The following is a 17,152-nucleotide window of genomic DNA, read 5'->3' on the forward strand; positions in this document are numbered from 1 at the left end:
TCAAAGCTCCTTGGAGGGGTATTCAAGCCTGGTGTAGTCATTCAGCAAACGGGAAAACAGGGCGATGAAATCCCTGGCGTGAGCGAAGGCCGGCATGGGGCTTTCAATGCGATGCAGGTCGTCAACGATGATCGAAAAAATGATTCTTACAGCGCCGCCATGGGCCAGGTATGCGACGTTGTTGTAGTTGCGATAGCCGATGCCGTGTTTGTCGCCTACCTGGTCCAGATCGGTCAGCCAGCTCCTGACCGCAGTGGTATCTTGCTGCGCGCGCATGCTGTTCAGGCCGAACTCGCACAACTCCCGGCGGATAAAAGCCCCGCCCGCAGGCAAGCGATTGTTTGCACCTTCGACCAATATCGACAGGGCCGTCACCAGGTCCGACGCCGTAGTGGTATTGACTGCGCTCAACGGGTGATTGGCAGTCAACGCCTGACTCGGCACCGCCGATAAATGCCAAGTCCCGGCCAACCCAAGTACAGTCGACAACGTATTCAAGCGTTCAAGACGGAGCATATCCACAAGATAGAAGGTGGCGACGTTGTCGCTTAGTCCCATCATCAACTTGAGCAGTTCCGCCACGGTGAATACCCGGGGGCTGTCCAGCAACCAAAGACCGCCACAGGTTTGAACGCCTGCTTTCTGGTTATCCACCACGACGCTGTCGCTCAGTGCCAGCTCCCCATGTTCAATCAGCAGCAGCACCGCCACCAGGATGTAAAGCTTGCGGGTACTTGAGGCGGGAACACGGGCGTGCTCATTGAACGCATGACGAGTGCCGCGAACCACATCGTATATGCACCAGCGGTAGGAGCAGGCCGGCTCATGCTGTGCCCGTTCGATCATCCGCTGCCCGATAACATGCAATGGCCAACCACCGCTGTCCAACCAATCCTGTACCTCAGGTTCAACCCTCATTCAATACAAACTCCTGCAGTTTTTCCCCCACCAGCCTGGCGACCGATATTGCTTGGGAACGAATAAAAAAATGATCCCCCTCAATGACTGACACCTGGCATCCACAGGAGGTATGACGTGTCCAGCCTGGATAGTCTTCGAAGAGTCTGGTGACCTTGTCCCGGCTGCCCAGCAACAGATCGATAGGCACGGAAACAGGAGTGACGGCGCTTTTCGAAAGGTCGATAGCCAGCTGAAAATCGGCCCTGATCATAGGTAGTGCCACGTCCATCAGTGCCGGATTGGCCATCAATTCCGGTGGTGTTCCCCCCAGATCTGCCAGCACCCGCAATAAGGTTAAATCGCTCAGATCCCGCTCGCGGATACGCATGGCTTCGGCAAACCGTTCAGGTGCCAGGCATCCGCTTACGAACAACCGCACAGCTTTGAGCCCCCGCGTTTGTTCCAGCACCCACTGGAACTCAAACGCGATACGCCCGCCCAGACTGTGTCCGAAGAGTGCAAAGGGAGGGACGCACCATCGAGCGTAGTGGGTTAGCAAGTAGTCGATCAGTCCGTCGCGGGTGACCAACGCAGATGTGTCCTGTGCCCGACCCCGTCCCGGAATGTCGACCGGAATTACCCTGACGTGCGGCAACACACGACGCCAGCGCGCGTAGAACCCAGCGCTGCCACCCGCGTACGAGAAGCACAGCAGCGTCAGCGGTTCAGCACTCATCGGTTGTCCTCGCAAGGCTAAGTAGTTGCTTCAGGTGCTGCACCATGCGATACCCCCAGCCTTCAACTTCGGCGGTCGAGAAACGCTGGGTGTGGAACCAGAAGTTGAAGCGCAAATCATCGCCGTTGATTTCGACCACCAGATGCAGGCCCGGTACTCGCCGCATGTCTTCGACGTTGGCCCCTGACAGCAACCCCTCCGATACAGGACCGAGGATCTCCACTCCTTCGATCCGAACCTTTCCCGGGGCCTCAGCGGTGTGGCGATAGTTGAGGAAGTTGATGCCCACGTCCGAAAAGTAGGTGTCATGTGCCATCCCGGAAAACGCCGACACTTCACCGATCAACATGGACGGGTGCATGAGTGGATAACCCTGAATGGCCTCCAGCGTGCGTGCGACCATTGAGATGCCACTCAACCAGTCGTGATGCACCGTGATCGGTACCGGCAACGGAGAGGTGAACGGACCGATCACGTTGTTGACTTCACTCAATCCACGCCCGCTGTTGATCGCACTGATAATCAGCTGATTGCAACCGATGACGTCGGCCATAGTCGTCGCATAAACATACAAAATTGCATTGAACACGCTAAACCCGTGGCGCTCGGCCAGCTCGCTCAAAATTCGGTTAACACCGGCGACTTCGACGCTATACCGGGATGACGAACAAGCGGAAATAGATGTGAAACCCGGGTGTGCGGGCAAAACGGTAGGGCCTTCAAAGGCGTTGTATAGTCCCTTGAAGAAGCCGGCATCGGTAGCCCATTGCTGGTTCAGGTACTGCTGTTGGAGTCGTGCATAGTCGGCATAGTCAACGTCGTGATCGATACAAGTCAGCAGCTGATGCTCAGCGAGGCGATGCAGGCACTCGCCAAACCGATCAAACAACAGGGTCAGGGATTTGCCGTCGAACTCCAGATGTTGAACCCCTAGCAGCGCGATGAAAAATGGCTCCCCGACATCGATAAAGTGTATCGCCCAGGTCACATTATCCTCAGGCTTGGGCAACGCCTGCGCCATGGCCTGCACACGGGCCGCAATATGCTGCGTTTTGTCCGCAGCCGTTTGTGAAGACAAATCCGTAAACAGCGCCCCAAAGTCCTGGAGGACCTCAGCAGTGGTTCTGACTGTTGGCCGCCCTTGCGGGAAAAACGTTCGCAACAACCGATGCTCATCCACCACCTGGAACAACGCCTTCCGGCAGTGCTCAGCGTTGAAGCGACAGTAAATCAAATAGGGAATGACGCGCAGACCATAGTCCTTGCCAATAAGCGAAATCCACCGCATCTGTTGCAATGAAACCGCTGTGCCCTGCATATCCATATCAACAGAACCGTAGCGCTCTCTATGGGCTGCACGCCATGCCGGCTGACTGACGTGAGACACAAGGGCAGCATGCAGCTCACTTAACGCCTGTATGGAGTTAAAGTGTTTGACGGTCCACTGCAGGTCAAACTGCGTGACAAGTGCATTCTTCAGTTGCACCAACGCCAATGAGTCAAAGCCCAAGGCCTTGAAGCCAGACTCTTTGATCATGTCGTAGCGTCCACAGCTCGACACCTCCAGACCGACCAGCGAATCAATCGTTGCTACGAGCCAGGTCTCAAGCACGCTACCCACCTGGGTTTCATCGGCACACTCGAGAAGGCGAGCCGAAACGCTGACTGGTCTGGTCCTGTCTTTATTGCAGTCATCAGTCACCAACTGCTCAAGGAACTGTGCACAAACCCAAGATCTGTCGCACAGGACCTTGGCGTCAATGTTCATGAACCCAACAATACGGGATGGACCGACTAGTAACTGACGGATAAAAAGCAAGCCCTGTTCACTGCTGTGGCTGTTCAAGCCACTGGCTTTGAGCACCTGCATTCGCTGGTAGTTATCGCGCAGTTTTCCGGCATCACCCCACACCCCCCAATTTACTGTCAGTACCCTGGACGCTAAGGGAAACAATGCCTCATGGGCGGCGTCAAGAAAGGCACTGGCCGCACCATAGGTCGACTGTCCGCCATTACCCAGAATCGAAGTGGCCGAAGAGAAATTGAAAACACAATCGATCGCCCGTCCCTGGTCACATAACAGTTGGTAAAGGGTCAGGACACTCGTACATTTGGCCTCGAACGAACGCTGCAGATCCGCAATCTGAACCTCGCTGGATAACTGGTCATGGAGATCGACGGCCAGATTGAAAATGGTGACCTTGCCAATCGCTGCACTTTGCAGCCACTTCGCACACTCGTCGCGCCCCAGATCGGACGAAAGGTCAAACCCCAGATACCGGACGCTCGGGTAACGTATCATCAGGGCTTGCATCGCTTCACCAGGCAGTGCCGAGCGTCCGATAACATGAATGCAGCGGATCTGATCAGCGCAAAGGCTTTCGATCAACTGCCTGCCGATGCCGCCAGCACCGCCGATCAGAAGGTAACTGTGATCGGCAGGGAAGCTGAAGCGGGCGTCATGGCTGTCCATTGTCCTTTCCAGCCGGGGCACGAAGGCTTGCGCCTGTCTGACTGTGACGACGAGCTCGTCGGTTAACGGCAACAACACGATCGGGCTGGCATCCTCGATACCCGTTGGCGACTGCTCTCTGATGAAGTTGAGGACAGTCACCTTCCAGTCAGGCTCTTCGATCAACACCGAGCGAAGCATGCCCACGACGCTATTTGCCACCGGGTTGAGGCTCATGCCCTCATCGCGGTTGGCCGCCGTGGCAAACAACAGACAAAATTGTGGTCGCCGGTCATAACCGTCAGGTACGGAGCGCAACAGGTTCAAGACTCGCGCACAGATGCTGACTGCCGTGGATGCGTCATTTTTCCGCAACCACCGCAGGTCGAGATACACCCTGTCTACGCCGTCGGCGTACTCCTTCCACATCCCGTCAAAATCCTGCGCTGCAATGACATCCAGAGCTTCACGAGACGATGCGTCAATGCCCATGAAGCAATTCAACGCAACGCAGTGAAACTGGCCGAAGGTGTTTTCCAGGTATCGGGTTTCAGCCTCGCTGACTACCTCCTTCGGCGCGAGAAACAAAGCTTTTTGTCCGGAAGCCGAGTGGCTGTCCATCCGCTCTACCGTCAAAGACTGCCAGACCGTTTTATAGGTGTGTTCGGCCAGGGCGTGAACCGGCTCAGACGTTTCAATCCAACAGCGAACGCGCTGAAAAGGATAAGTCGGCAAACCTGCCAGTACCGGCACTCGCCCTTGTTGGACGGGGATGTAAACATCGGCGCCCGCCTGGAACAACTCACCCAACACCGTCAAATACTGTCGATGATCCTTTGGCCCGCCCCGCGCCATGGGCAGCATACTCAAACGGTCTCCGGCCTCACCGAGCACCAGACCTGACAGCGTGGCTTTCGGCCCGATCTCGACCAGGTGAGTGCAACCCAGTTCAAGTGCAGCGGCAACGCTCGCTCGGAAATTCACGGCTTCACGCAACTGACGACGCCAATAATGCGAGGTCGCCACCTCATCGCCAGCCAGTCTTCCCGTTACAGTGGAAATGAACGGACGAACAGGTGGGCTCAGTTCGACGCTGTCCAGATAGGCTTCAAATCGGCCCAGTAACGGGTCTAACAAAGAGGAGTGCCCAGGGCGTGAAATCTTCAATCGCGTTGCGCTCACCCCGGCGGCGTCCGCGTTTTTTAGGAGCAGCTCAACCGCTTCCAGCGTTCCAGATACCGCAGTGTTATTTACCGCGTTCAAAGCGGCAATCGACAGCGCGCCTGGCGTTCTCTCAATCAATCTCAACGCGCACTCGTGATCGCCCCCAAGGACTACCATGGCCCCGATGTCTCCCAGCGAATCCAGCAATCGGCTGCGCTGCACAAGCATCCGGAAACCCTGCTCGGCAGTGAACACACCCGCGACGCAGGCTGCCGCATACTCACCCAGGCTGTGCCCGAATAGTTTCACGGGGCCGATGCCACTACTGAGGAACAGGCGTGCCATCGCCACTTGCAGTGCAAATGTCATGGGCTGCGAGCGAGCAATATCCTCCTCGATTTCCCCGTTGATTAGAGGATCGAATAACAGATCTGCGGCAGAGGCACCGAAGACGTCCTGGCAGATCGGGTCGAACGCATCCAGTTCGGCTTTGAACAGCGCTTCATGGGTATAGAGCTCTCGCCCCATGTCCCGATGTTCGCCGCCTTGACCGGAAAACATCAGGCCAACCCGTGGCACGGTCGCCGCCGGCGGCCGAGCGTCGAAGGTCAACCCAGTCAGTTCGTCGATGGCTTCCCTGCGATGGCTGGCGATGACGTACGTGCGCTGCTCGAACAATGATCTGGAATGCAGAAGATTGGAGACGAATAGCGGGAAACTGTCGTCCGTTTGAGCCTCGAGAAACTGTCGGTACCCGGCGCACAGCTGCTGTAGGCCGTCGCGTTCTCTGGCCGAGACGGGAATCAGGCATAACCGCTCATGATCGATTGATGAACTGTCAACCTTCGGTGCCGGCGCTGTCTCGACAATCAAGTGCGAGTTATTGCCACCCAGGCCGAAACTGCTGACCCCGACGATGACATGAGGCGTCGTGATGACCACTTGTTGCCGGTTGACGGTAAAGGGGGTTTCCTCAATGTACAGCTGCGGGTTGTACTGTTCGAAGTTGAGGGTCGGCGGAATAACCTTGTGCCGAGCGATCAGGACTGCCTTGATCAGACCGGCCATCCCGGCCGCCCATCCCAAGTGCCCGATATTGCCTTTGACACTCCCCAGGTAACAGGTGTGTTCGCGGTCACGGTCGGCAAAGGCATTGGCCAGGGCCTTGATTTCGATGGGGTCGCCAATGGGGGTCGCAGTGCCATGGGCCTCGACGTAGCTGATCTGCTCGGGACCGACACCGGCGATATCGAGTGCCTCGCGAATGACCCGAGCCTGCCCGGCCACAGAAGGCGCCGACATGCCCGCTCGATGAGCACCATCGTTGTTGGTGGCAACCGAGCGAATCACCGCATGGATCTGATCACCGTCGGCCAGAGCGTCACCGAGCCTCTTCAGTCCAACTACCGCTGCACCCGAACCGAACACTGTTCCGCTGGCCTTGACATCGAACTGACGACAATGCCCATCGGCGCTGAATGGCATGCCGGGCTCGAAATAGTAGGGGATTGATTGCGGAACAGAGACCGCGGCGGCACCGACCAGTGCCGCATCGCACTCCCTCAGCAATAGCGCCTGAATGGCGGCCTGAATACCGAACATCGACGTCGCACAGGCAGCCTGAACGTTTACTGCTGGACCGCAACAGTTGAGTTTGTAAGCGATGCGACTGGCGAGGAACTCTTTGTCCGAGGCCATGAACTGCGCCAGAGCCTCGGAGGATTGATACAAGCCGCAGGCGCTGTCGCGGGCACGCAGACCGTGAACGTTGTTGATGAAATAGGAACTGGGGCCAGCACCGCAGAACACGCCAACAGAACCAGTCTGCGCGTGCAACGATGCATCCTCCAGCACCTCCCACGCGCACTCGAGCAAGACCCTGTGCTGGGGATCCAGCAACTGGGCCTCCTTGTAGCTGAACCCAAAAAAACCGTAATCGAAGTCTTCTATACCCGGAAGTTCGGCGCGGGCCAGAATTTGCCCGTCCGCGTAGGTCTCGATATGAATGCTTTCAACACCGTTCAACAGGTTTTGCCAGTATTGGTGAATCGATGTTGCCCCTGGAAAACGGCAAGACATACCGACAATCGCGATGCCACTCTCATCCGACGGTCGTTGATACTCCTCATGATCGTGCATGTCAGCCCCCCTTTCTTTCATGAAAACGTTGAATGGCGGCCAATCTCTTTTTTCGGCTGCAGGTAGGTGCAACCGCCGGGGCAACCTGTTGCGTCGTATCCAGCGAGCACTGGTAAAAAGCACACAACAGCCTGGGCGTCGGGTACTCGAACAGATCAGTCTGGCGAAAGGCATGGGCCAGCACGTAACGCAGTTCGGCCAACAGGGAAATCAGGGTGATAGAGTTCGCACCGACGTCCATGAAGTTATCGTTGGCACCGAGCCGGTCCAAACCAAAACAGGACGCCGCCAGCTCGCACACCATCGTTTCAAGCTCACCATGCGGCTCAAAGTAACTCGTTGAAATGTGAGATCGCAGCCCACCGACTTGAGGCAGTTTTTGCAGATCGACCTTGCCGTTTTGCGTCAATGGAATGGCCGTAATTTTTTTGTAGAAGGACGGCAGCATGTAATCGGGCAGTCTTGCCGCCAGATGCGTATGCAGTCTCATACTGAGATCTTGATCACGTTCCTGCGCCGTGAAGTACAGGACCAGCGTCGTAGTCCGGCCGGACTGTCGGGCCACGACGAGGCAATCGTCGACCAGCTCGGAATCAGTGGCGACAGTCTCGATTTCTTTCAACTCGACCCGGTAGCCGCGAACCTTGTACTGCCGGTCGCGCCGCCCCTTGTACTCGAACAACGCCTGTTCGTTCAGGACGCAGATGTCGCCGGTGTTGTACATCCGCTCGAGTGTCTGGGGATGCGTCACGAACTTCTCTGCCGTTTGCGCGGACATACCGTAGTAACCCAGCGCCAGAGAGCGTCCGGCAATGTAGAGCTGTCCATTGGTACCCGGTATGACTGGCTGCAACTGGTCATCGAGCAGGTAAGCGGTGCTGGCCTGGGTGACTTGGCCGATGGGCGGCAGATCCGGCCAATCTTCTGGCTCGCCACCGAGTCGATGCTCCATTACCACATGCGTTTCGGCCGGACCGTAGTGATTGATCAGCAGACATTGGGGATGAGCCTTGAACCATTGCCTGACAACAGGGCTAATCTTCAACTGCTCACCGGCACAGATCACTTCCTGCAGATCAGCCAACACTTGCGAGTCGTGAAGATTGAATGTAACGAAAGGGATCAGCATTGAGGTCGGCAGAAACAGGCGCGTGACGGCCGCAGAAACCATCTCTTGAGTGAGCGCGTGCAAATCTTTCTTTTGCTCGTCCGTAATGACCAGCAGACGATCCCCTTGGCACAACGAGCTATAGATCTCCTGAAATGAGACATCAAAACCCTGGGCCGCGTACAACAACGTGGTGCCAGCCTGACCCGGAGCTTTCACCATCCAGTCGATCAGGGTGCTCAGCGATCGATACGGCACCATGACCGGTTTGGGCTGCCCGGTAGTCCCGGAAGTAAAAACCACGTAAGCCGGCACTTCATCCAGTGTCTCGGGCGTAATCTCGATACTGCCGACACCTACCGATGGCGCGGTGGGTTCATCAATACGCAGCGAGCGAGTCCGCTCGTCCAGCATCACGGTCAACTCGACGCTCCCCTGCTCATTCAGCAGGCATAGCGACAAGTCGATGAAAGTGATCATTTGTCGTAATCGCTCAACCGGGTAACTCCTGTCCAGTGGTACGACTGTTCGCCCCAATAAATGAATAGCCAGTATCGAAACGATGTAATCGACACTTTTCTCCATCAACACACCGATCATCGAGCCCGAACTTGTCGAAGCGATAACCTCGGCCAAAGGTTGCGCCCGATCATACAACTCGCCGTATGAAAGCTTCGACGACACATCAACAATGGCCGGCACTTCGGGGAGCGCACGAGCACAATCGACAAACTTTTGAATAAACAACATTCGCTCAATCCTCCCGACGACTATCGATTCGAATGGCAAAGTTACCCAAAAGCTCCCTGTTCTCGAACATGATCTGATGCGCTTCCGGCAAATCTTTAAAATCGAAAACCCTAGTTAACCAAGGATTTACCAGCCCCTGACAAACCAACTTATTGAATTCGCTGCATTGAGCCAGATTGGCGAAGTGAGAGCCCTGAAATCTTTTTTGTCGCATCCACTGATAGCGAATATCGAAGGTGCCCTTGTATCCACTGGTGCCGGCACAAATAACCACCATTCCGCCGGGCGCGCACACAAAGGAGGATGTCGGAAATGTATCTTCGCCAGGATGTTCAATGACAATACTGGGGTTCTTCTTATCCCCTACCAAACGCCATATTTCATGCTGAAAACGCCTGGCCTCACTCAGCCATTGGGCATATTCAACCGGATTTTCTATATCGTCGAGTACGCCCCAATGTGCATACTTCTGACGATTGATCGTGCCTTTGGCACCAATCTGTCGACAGTAATCCGCTTTTTCGTCGCTGCTCACTACAGCAATGGGGATAGCTCCAGCGGCGTTGACCAATTGAATAGCCATTGAGCCCATTCCGCCGCTGCCCCCCATATAAGGACCACATCACCCGGTTTAACCGTATGCGGGGCAAAGCCATGCAGCATGCGGTAGGCCGTCGCCCCGCAGAGCATGTAAGACGCAGCCTGCTCCCAGTTCAAGTGCGCGGGCTTGGGCAGAATCGCCTGCCGCTTGACCCGTGTGTACTCCGCGAAGGCTCCAAAGTTGATTTCGTAACCCCAGATTTTTGCCGATTTATCCATGATCTCATCGGCCACTGCATCGCAATCCCACCAACCACAGTGCAGCACCACTTCATCACCGATAGCGATGTCGTGCACATCCTTGCCTACCGCTACGACGATTCCGGAAGCATCGGATCCGGCAATATGAAAGTCATGTTTCTCACCGCGGGACCTTTGAAGATCAATGACATCGACTGGATATCCTCGTGCAGCCCAAACGCCATTGTGATTGACACCAGCAGCCATGACCTTGACTAAGCACTCATCGGATTGAAAGCAAGGCACGGGTACCGATTCAAGAGCAAATGCGCTCAAAGGCTGGCCATACCTTTCAGATCTAATAGTTTGCGCCAACATCATCTCAGGAACATTGAGATTTGTAGGATCAAGCATCACGCCTACTGTGTTCATATCTTGAGCATCCTTGTACTTTTGATTACTTAAGTTAGAAATCCTTCCTCTACACACTTCACTACCAGCCACCGCGAACAGCAGGCCAATCACTCAAAAAAAACACGACAAAGCAGACCGACAGATCAATTAATTACAGATCGCCAGCAAACCGAAACTAGTACAATTAAAAAATTCACGCAAAGGAAACACCTAAATTTCAGATGTTACTTACAACCAGCGAACTACCATTCCCAATTCAACCTCAGAAATCTCTCGAAACAGCGTAACCTTTTTCCTACAACCACAAAAAACATACAAACATCGCCTTATTAGCTGTGTGCAAGACCCGGTATTAACCGAAACATTCCGAGCAAGACATTTTTTCTTGTTATGAAAAGTACGCAATTCGGAGGAAAAACTATCCAAGGCGCATCACCTGTGACTCAAAATTTTGGGTCAAAAAAACCCGCAGCTTTCGCAGCGGGGCTATGGGTATTAGCGCTTGGGGCTTGCCCACTCGCCACAAATATTTTCAGCTCTTCCACCTCAAGCAGGAACTGGATTTGAGCCTGCGCTACCAGCCGCTGTAACCGCCTCTCGAGCTTATGCCCTGAGCAACATATAACCCGCCACTACCATGCAAATACTGGCAAAGCCGATCTGCAGCCCTCGGGCCGGCACCCGCGAGCAGAGTTTTCGGCCGAGGATCATTCCGACGATGCTGGCGACAATGAACGACAGGCCCAAACCATCGATCCGCACCCCGGCGTGCAACGCGCCAATCACCCCGATGATCGAAATCAGACTGATCACCATCAACGACGTGGCGACGATGCCGCGCATCTGCACATCGGTCAGTTGCTTAAAGGCAGGCACTATCAGAAAACCGCCACCGACCCCCAGCAGCCCCGAAACGACGCCGGTCACCGCGCCGAGCGCGGCAAGAGTCGCGGTGCATTTGGCGGTCCAGGAAAAACGCCCGGTCTGGTGATCGAGCATGCAGTTTTTCTGGCCCCAGTTGGCATGGCCGTGATCGCTGGGGCCGTCATCGTGCTTTTCCGGGCGCAGCATCCGCCAGGCCACCATGACCATCAGCAGGCTGAACAGAATCATCAAGATCTTTTCCGGCAACTGATGGGCGAAGTAGATACCCACCGGCGAAAACACCGCGCCGAGCAAAGCAATCAACAACGCCGCGCGATAGCGCACCAGGCCATGGCGCAAACCGTCGATCGCCCCGACCGCCGCTGCGCTGCCCACCGCGAACAAGGCGACGGGCGCCGCTTGGGTCATGGTCAGACCCAGCCCCAGCACCAGGGCCGGCACCGCAAGAATACCGCCACCGGCGCCAGTCAAGCCGAGCACCAGGCCCATGACCAGGCCAAAAAAACTTGCCAACAACATAAAACACTCATGATCCGCGAAAAAAGGCCGGGGACGCCCGGTATCGATTGAGTGACAGGATAGAGCCCGCACAGTTTTTTTCATTAATTGAATTGATGCGGGGCTGGTCAACGCAGGGAAAATGAAACTACCCTCAAGGCTTGTCCAAACAGAAACGGCCACCATGCCCGCCTTGATTGAAGCCTTCCTCGACCCCGCATCGTCGACCTACAGCTACGTGATCTACGAGCACGATGGCGGGGACTGCGCGATTGTCGACCCGGTGCTCGATTACAACGCCGCCGCCGGGCGTACCTCGACCGTCCAGGCCGACAAGATCATCGCCTTCGTTCGCCAACACCAGTTGCAGGTGCAATGGCTGCTGGAAACCCATGCCCATGCCGATCATCTGTCGGCCGCGCCGTATCTGCGTCGGGAACTGGGGGGCAAGATTGCGATAGGTGAGTCGATCAGTAAGGTTCAGGGGGTGTTCAAGGCACTGTTCAACCTCGAACCGGGCTTTAGCGTCAATGGTTCACAGTTCGATCACCTGTTCGCCCCGGACGAGTCATTCCGCATTGGCAACCTCAAGGCCACGGCCCTGCATGTGCCCGGGCATACCCCGGCGGACATGGCTTATTTGATCGACGGCGATGTGATTCTGGTGGGCGATACGCTGTTCATGCCGGACGTCGGCACCGCGCGCTGCGACTTCCCCGGCGGCAACGCCCACCAGATGTTTGCCTCGATCCGCAAACTGCTGGCCTTCCCCGCCAGCGTGCGCCTCTTCGTCTGCCACGATTACCCGCCCGAGGGCCGTGCCCCGCAATGCCAGAGTACGGTTGGCGAGCAGCGTAAAAGCAACATTCATATTCACGACGGCGTCGACGAAGCCTCTTTCGTGGCCATGCGCACCCAACGTGACGCCGGTTTGTGCATGCCGACGCTGTTGCTACCGGCGATTCAGGTGAATGTGCGGGCGGGGAATTTTCCGCCGGCGGAAGATAATGGCGTGACTTACCTGAAGATTCCCCTGAACCAACTCTGATCTTTGATCGTTCCCATGTTCCGCGTGGGAACGATCAGTTGGCCAGGGTCAAGCCGTTGGCCGGCAACGGCAGCGCCGTCTTGTAGCGCACTTGCTTGAGCGCAAAGCTTGAACGAATGTTCGCCACCCCCGGCACCTTGGTCAGGAAGTCCATCATGAAGCGCTCCAGCGACTGGATGGTCGGCACCAACACACGGATCAAATAGTCCGGGTCGCCGGCCATCAAATAGCACTCCATCACTTCAGGGCGATCCGAAATCGCCTCTTCGAAATGCTGCAACGCCTCTTCCACCTGTTTCTCCAGGCTGACGTGAATGAACACATTCACATGCAACCCCAACAGATCGGCATCCAGCAGGGTCACCTGCTCACGAATCAGTCCTAATTCTTCCATCGCCTTGACCCGATTGAAGCACGGCGTCGGCGACAAGTTCACCGAGCGTGCGAGGTCGGCGTTGGTGATGCGCGCGTTCTCCTGAAGGCTGTTGAGAATGCCGATGTCGGTACGGTCCAGTTTGCGCATGAGACAAAACCACCTGTTTTTTATGTTTATGCAGATTTTTTATCCTCAAATGACCTCCAGCGCAACGAAACACAGAGAAATATTCTTCTTGGCCCGGCCTATGATTGTTGTAGGACAAGAATTCTTTTACCGAAGAATGATTGCCAGCTCACTACAAGAAATTCACAAGATCGAGCGTAGAAGCCATGAACCAAGCGTACGAACCGCTGCGCCTGCACGTTCCCGAACCCTCGGGCCGCCCGGGGTGCAAAACCGACTTCTCCTACCTGCATCTGACTGACGCAGGCTTGGTGCGCAAACCCCCAATCGACGTAGAACCGGCTGACACCGCTGATCTGGCCAGAGGCCTGATTCGCGTGCTCGACGACCAGGGCAATGCCCTGGGCCCATGGGCTGAAGGCGTACCCGTCGAGATCCTGCGTAAAGGCATGCGCGCCATGCTCAAGACGCGGATCTACGACAACCGCATGGTGGTCGCCCAGCGCCAGAAAAAAATGTCGTTCTACATGCAGAGCCTCGGCGAAGAAGCCATCGGCAGTGCCCAGGCCCTGGCCTTGAACATCGACGACATGTGCTTTCCCACCTACCGTCAGCAAAGCATCCTGATGGCCCGCGAAGTGCCGCTGGTGGACCTGATCTGCCAACTGCTGTCCAACGAGCGCGATCCGCTCAAGGGCCGTCAGTTGCCGATCATGTACTCGGTCAAGGAGGCCGGTTTCTTCACCATTTCCGGCAACCTGGCCACCCAATTCATCCAGGCGGTGGGCTGGGGCATGGCCTCGGCGATCAAAGGCGACACCAAAATCGCCTCGGCCTGGATCGGCGACGGTGCCACGGCTGAATCGGACTTCCACACTGCCCTCACCTTCGCCCACGTGTACCGTGCGCCGGTGATCCTCAATGTGGTCAACAACCAGTGGGCGATCTCGACATTCCAGGCGATTGCCGGCGGTGAAGCCACCACCTTTGCCGGACGCGGCGTCGGTTGCGGCATCGCCTCCCTGCGGGTCGATGGCAACGATTTCATCGCGGTGTATGCCGCCTCTGCCTGGGCTGCCGAACGCGCGCGCCGCAACCTCGGCCCGACCATGATCGAATGGGTCACCTACCGCGCCGGCCCGCACTCGACCTCCGATGACCCGTCCAAATACCGTCCTGCCGACGACTGGAGTCACTTCCCGTTGGGCGACCCGATTGTGCGGCTCAAGCAGCACCTGATCAAAATCGGTCAGTGGTCCGAAGAGGAACACGCCACTGTCAGTGCCGAACTGGAAGCCGAAGTGATCGCCGCGCAGAAAGAAGCCGAGCAGTACGGCACCCTCGCCGGCGGCCAGATTCCGAGCGCCGCGACCATGTTCGAAGACGTCTACAAAGAGATGCCGGAGCACTTGAAGCGCCAGCGTCAGGAGTTGGGGATCTGACATGAACGATCACAACAATAATATTCAGTTGGAAACCGCCATGACCACGACCACCATGACCATGATCCAGGCCCTGCGCTCGGCCATGGATGTGATGCTTGAGCGTGACGACAACGTCGTGGTGTTCGGCCAGGACGTGGGCTACTTCGGCGGCGTATTCCGTTGCACCGAAGGCCTGCAGAACAAGTACGGCACCTCCCGGGTGTTCGATGCACCGATTTCCGAAAGCGGCATCGTCGGTGTCGCCGTGGGCATGGGCGCTTACGGTTTGCGGCCAGTGGCCGAGATCCAGTTCGCCGACTACGTGTACCCGGCGTCGGACCAGATCATTTCCGAAGCCGCCCGCCTGCGCTATCGCTCGGCCGGCGAGTTCACCGCGCCGATGACCTTGCGCATGCCTTGCGGCGGCGGCATCTACGGCGGCCAGACCCACAGCCAGAGCATCGAGGCGATGTTCACCCAGGTCTGCGGTTTGCGCACCGTCATGCCGTCCAACCCTTACGACGCCAAAGGCCTGTTGATCGCCTCCATCGAAAACGATGACCCGGTGATCTTCCTCGAGCCGAAACGCCTGTACAACGGCCCGTTCGACGGTCACCACGAGCGCCCGGTAACCCCATGGTCCAAGCACCCGGCCGCGCAAGTACCGGACGGTTACTACACCGTGCCGCTGGACGTGGCCGCCATCACCCGCCCGGGCAAGGACGTGACCATCCTGACCTACGGCACCACGGTTTATGTGTCGCAAGTCGCCGCTGAAGAAACCGGCATCGACGCCGAAGTCATCGATCTGCGCAGCCTGTGGCCACTGGACCTGGAAACCATCGTCAAGTCGGTAAAGAAAACCGGACGCTGCGTGGTTGTTCACGAAGCGACCCGCACCTGCGGTTTCGGCGCCGAGCTGGTCGCACTGGTGCAAGAGCATTGCTTCCACTACCTGGAAGCGCCGATCGAGCGCGTCACTGGCTGGGACACTCCCTACCCGCACGCGCAAGAGTGGGCGTATTTCCCTGGTCCGTCCCGTGTGGGCGCGGCTTTGCATCGGGTTATGGAGGTCTGAATGGGCACGCACGTTATTAAAATGCCGGACATTGGCGAAGGCATTGCAGAAGTTGAATTGTCGGTGTGGCACGTCAAGGTCGGCGACATGGTCGTCGAAGATCAGGTACTCGCCGATGTGATGACCGACAAGGCGATGGTCGATATTCCATCCCCGGTGCACGGCAAGGTGATTGCGCTGGGCGGTCAGCCGGGCGAAGTCATGGCGGTAGGCAGCGAGTTGATCCGCATTGAAGTCGAAGGCTCGGGCAACGTTAAAGAGTCGGCTGAGCCGGTGGTTGCCGTGAAAGAAGCGCCGGTGGCGCCTGCAAAAGTTGAAACCGTTGTTGAAAGCAAACCGGCTGCGACTCCGCGTCCGGCCGCCGTTTGCCAAGGCCCAATGGTCGCCCGCGAAGCCGATGAACGTCCGCTGGCCTCCCCGGCCGTGCGCAAGCATGCGCTGGACCTCGGCATTCAATTGCGTCTGGTGCGTGGCACTGGCCCTGCCGGGCGCATTTTGCACGAAGACCTCGACGCCTGGCTGGCTCAGGGTCAGTCGAACGCATCGACTGCCACCGCCGCTTACGCCCAGCGCAACGACGAACAGCAAATCCCGGTGATCGGCATGCGCCGCAAGATCGCCCAGCGCATGCAGGACGCCACCCAGCGTGCCGCCCACTTCAGTTACGTCGAAGAAGTTGACGTTACCGCCGTGGAAGAACTGCGCGCACACCTGAACGAAAAACACGGCGCGACCCGCGGCAAGCTGACGTTACTGCCGTTCCTGGTGCGCGCTCTGGTCGTGGCCCTGCGCGACTTCCCGCAGATCAACGCCCGTTACGACGACGAAGCCCAAATCATCACCCGCCTCGGCGCGGTGCATGTGGGCGTCGCCACGCAAGCCGACATCGGTTTGATGGTGCCGGTGGTGCGTCATGCCGAAGCCCGCAGCCTGTGGGACAACGCTGCGGAAATCTCCCGTTTGGCCACGGCTGCACGCACTGGCAAGGCCAGCCGTGATGAATTGTCCGGCTCGACCATCACCCTGACCAGCCTCGGCGCCTTGGGCGGCATTGTCAGCACGCCAGTGCTGAACCTGCCGGAAGTGGCGATCGTCGGCGTGAACAAAATCGTCGAACGGCCAATGGTAGTCAAAGGCCAGATCGTGATCCGCAAGATGATGAACCTCTCCAGTTCCTTCGATCACCGCGTGGTCGATGGCATGGACGCGGCGCTCTTCATCCAGGCCCTGCGCAGCCTGCTCGAACAACCCGCTACCCTGTTTGTGGAGTAGGT

Annotated in this window: 12 protein-coding genes; 4 read left to right on the forward strand and 8 right to left on the reverse strand. The window is 57.2% G+C overall.

Going from position 1 to position 17,152, the window contains the following annotated elements; genetic code table 11:
* The 7 genes from J3D54_RS25540 to J3D54_RS25570 form a co-directional block, all read right to left on the reverse strand.
* Window positions 1–918: a serine hydrolase gene (locus tag J3D54_RS25540; protein WP_253424335.1), complete on the reverse strand. Its 918-nt coding sequence runs from the start codon at window positions 916–918 to the stop codon at window positions 1–3.
* Window positions 908–1,636, reverse strand: coding sequence for a thioesterase II family protein (locus tag J3D54_RS25545; RefSeq protein WP_253424338.1), 729 nt, complete (start codon window positions 1,634–1,636; stop codon window positions 908–910). Before J3D54_RS25545 ends, J3D54_RS25540 begins: the two co-directional genes overlap by 11 nt.
* Window positions 1,626–7,391 (reverse strand): type I polyketide synthase, encoded by a 5,766-nt coding sequence (locus tag J3D54_RS25550; RefSeq protein ID WP_253424341.1) that lies wholly within the window; start codon window positions 7,389–7,391, stop codon window positions 1,626–1,628. Before J3D54_RS25550 ends, J3D54_RS25545 begins: the two co-directional genes overlap by 11 nt.
* A 1-nt stretch (window position 7,392) precedes the next feature.
* Window positions 7,393–9,249: a non-ribosomal peptide synthetase gene (locus J3D54_RS25555; protein ID WP_253424344.1), complete on the reverse strand. Its 1,857-nt coding sequence runs from the start codon at window positions 9,247–9,249 to the stop codon at window positions 7,393–7,395.
* 4 nt (window positions 9,250–9,253) lie between these two features.
* Complete coding sequence (locus J3D54_RS25560; protein WP_253424347.1) at window positions 9,254–9,832, reverse strand: zinc-binding dehydrogenase; 579 nt, start codon at window positions 9,830–9,832, stop codon at window positions 9,254–9,256.
* The gene (locus tag J3D54_RS25565) at window positions 9,784–10,461 is read right to left on the reverse strand and encodes an alcohol dehydrogenase catalytic domain-containing protein (RefSeq protein WP_253424350.1); all 678 of its coding nucleotides are present in this window, start codon (window positions 10,459–10,461) and stop codon (window positions 9,784–9,786) included. Before J3D54_RS25565 ends, J3D54_RS25560 begins: the two co-directional genes overlap by 49 nt.
* A 585-nt stretch (window positions 10,462–11,046) precedes the next feature.
* On the reverse strand, window positions 11,047–11,847 hold the full coding sequence (locus J3D54_RS25570; RefSeq protein ID WP_253424353.1) for a sulfite exporter TauE/SafE family protein: 801 nt from the start codon (window positions 11,845–11,847) through the stop codon (window positions 11,047–11,049).
* Window positions 11,848–12,010: 163 nt separating this feature from the next.
* Between J3D54_RS25570 and J3D54_RS25575 the strand changes: the two genes are divergently transcribed.
* Window positions 12,011–12,874, forward strand: coding sequence for an MBL fold metallo-hydrolase (locus J3D54_RS25575; RefSeq protein ID WP_253424355.1), 864 nt, complete (start codon window positions 12,011–12,013; stop codon window positions 12,872–12,874).
* Window positions 12,875–12,908: 34 nt separating this feature from the next.
* On the opposite strand, the gene bkdR is transcribed toward J3D54_RS25575, so the two are convergent.
* On the reverse strand, window positions 12,909–13,397 hold the full coding sequence (gene bkdR, locus J3D54_RS25580) for a Bkd operon transcriptional regulator BkdR (RefSeq protein ID WP_017339472.1): 489 nt from the start codon (window positions 13,395–13,397) through the stop codon (window positions 12,909–12,911).
* A gap of 185 nt (window positions 13,398–13,582) precedes the next feature.
* Here bkdR and J3D54_RS25585 point away from each other — a divergent pair, with 185 nt between their 5' ends.
* The 3 genes from J3D54_RS25585 to J3D54_RS25595 are packed head-to-tail and all read left to right on the forward strand — an operon-like array spanning window position 13,583 to window position 17,150.
* Complete coding sequence (locus J3D54_RS25585) at window positions 13,583–14,818, forward strand: 3-methyl-2-oxobutanoate dehydrogenase (2-methylpropanoyl-transferring) subunit alpha (RefSeq protein ID WP_253424357.1); 1,236 nt, start codon at window positions 13,583–13,585, stop codon at window positions 14,816–14,818.
* A gap of 1 nt (window position 14,819) precedes the next feature.
* Complete coding sequence (locus tag J3D54_RS25590; protein ID WP_018929724.1) at window positions 14,820–15,878, forward strand: alpha-ketoacid dehydrogenase subunit beta; 1,059 nt, start codon at window positions 14,820–14,822, stop codon at window positions 15,876–15,878.
* Entirely contained in the window at window positions 15,879–17,150 is a 1,272-nt protein-coding gene (locus J3D54_RS25595) for a dihydrolipoamide acetyltransferase family protein (protein ID WP_253424360.1), read from the forward strand.
* Window positions 17,151–17,152: the final 2 nt, after the last annotated feature.

It is taken from the genome of Pseudomonas sp. GGS8 (assembly GCF_024168645.1).
In the GTDB taxonomy this organism is placed as follows: Bacteria; Pseudomonadota; Gammaproteobacteria; order Pseudomonadales; family Pseudomonadaceae; genus Aquipseudomonas.

Excerpts from the sequence above, each read along its gene's own strand:
- J3D54_RS25540 (WP_253424335.1), bottom strand. The coding sequence starts at position 918 with ATGAGGGTTGAACCTGAGGTACAGGATTGGTTGGACAGCGGTGGTTGG.
- J3D54_RS25545 (WP_253424338.1), bottom strand. The coding sequence starts at position 1,636 with ATGAGTGCTGAACCGCTGACGCTGCTGTGCTTCTCGTACGCGGGTGGC.
- J3D54_RS25550 (WP_253424341.1), bottom strand. The coding sequence starts at position 7,391 with ATGCACGATCATGAGGAGTATCAACGACCGTCGGATGAGAGTGGCATC.
- J3D54_RS25555 (WP_253424344.1), bottom strand. The coding sequence starts at position 9,249 with ATGTTGTTTATTCAAAAGTTTGTCGATTGTGCTCGTGCGCTCCCCGAA.
- J3D54_RS25560 (WP_253424347.1), bottom strand. The coding sequence starts at position 9,832 with ATGGCTATTCAATTGGTCAACGCCGCTGGAGCTATCCCCATTGCTGTA.
- J3D54_RS25565 (WP_253424350.1), bottom strand. The coding sequence starts at position 10,461 with ATGAACACAGTAGGCGTGATGCTTGATCCTACAAATCTCAATGTTCCT.
- J3D54_RS25570 (WP_253424353.1), bottom strand. The coding sequence starts at position 11,847 with ATGTTGTTGGCAAGTTTTTTTGGCCTGGTCATGGGCCTGGTGCTCGGC.
- J3D54_RS25575 (WP_253424355.1), top strand. The coding sequence starts at position 12,011 with ATGCCCGCCTTGATTGAAGCCTTCCTCGACCCCGCATCGTCGACCTAC.
- bkdR (WP_017339472.1), bottom strand. The coding sequence starts at position 13,397 with ATGCGCAAACTGGACCGTACCGACATCGGCATTCTCAACAGCCTTCAG.
- J3D54_RS25585 (WP_253424357.1), top strand. The coding sequence starts at position 13,583 with ATGAACCAAGCGTACGAACCGCTGCGCCTGCACGTTCCCGAACCCTCG.
- J3D54_RS25590 (WP_018929724.1), top strand. The coding sequence starts at position 14,820 with ATGAACGATCACAACAATAATATTCAGTTGGAAACCGCCATGACCACG.
- J3D54_RS25595 (WP_253424360.1), top strand. The coding sequence starts at position 15,879 with ATGGGCACGCACGTTATTAAAATGCCGGACATTGGCGAAGGCATTGCA.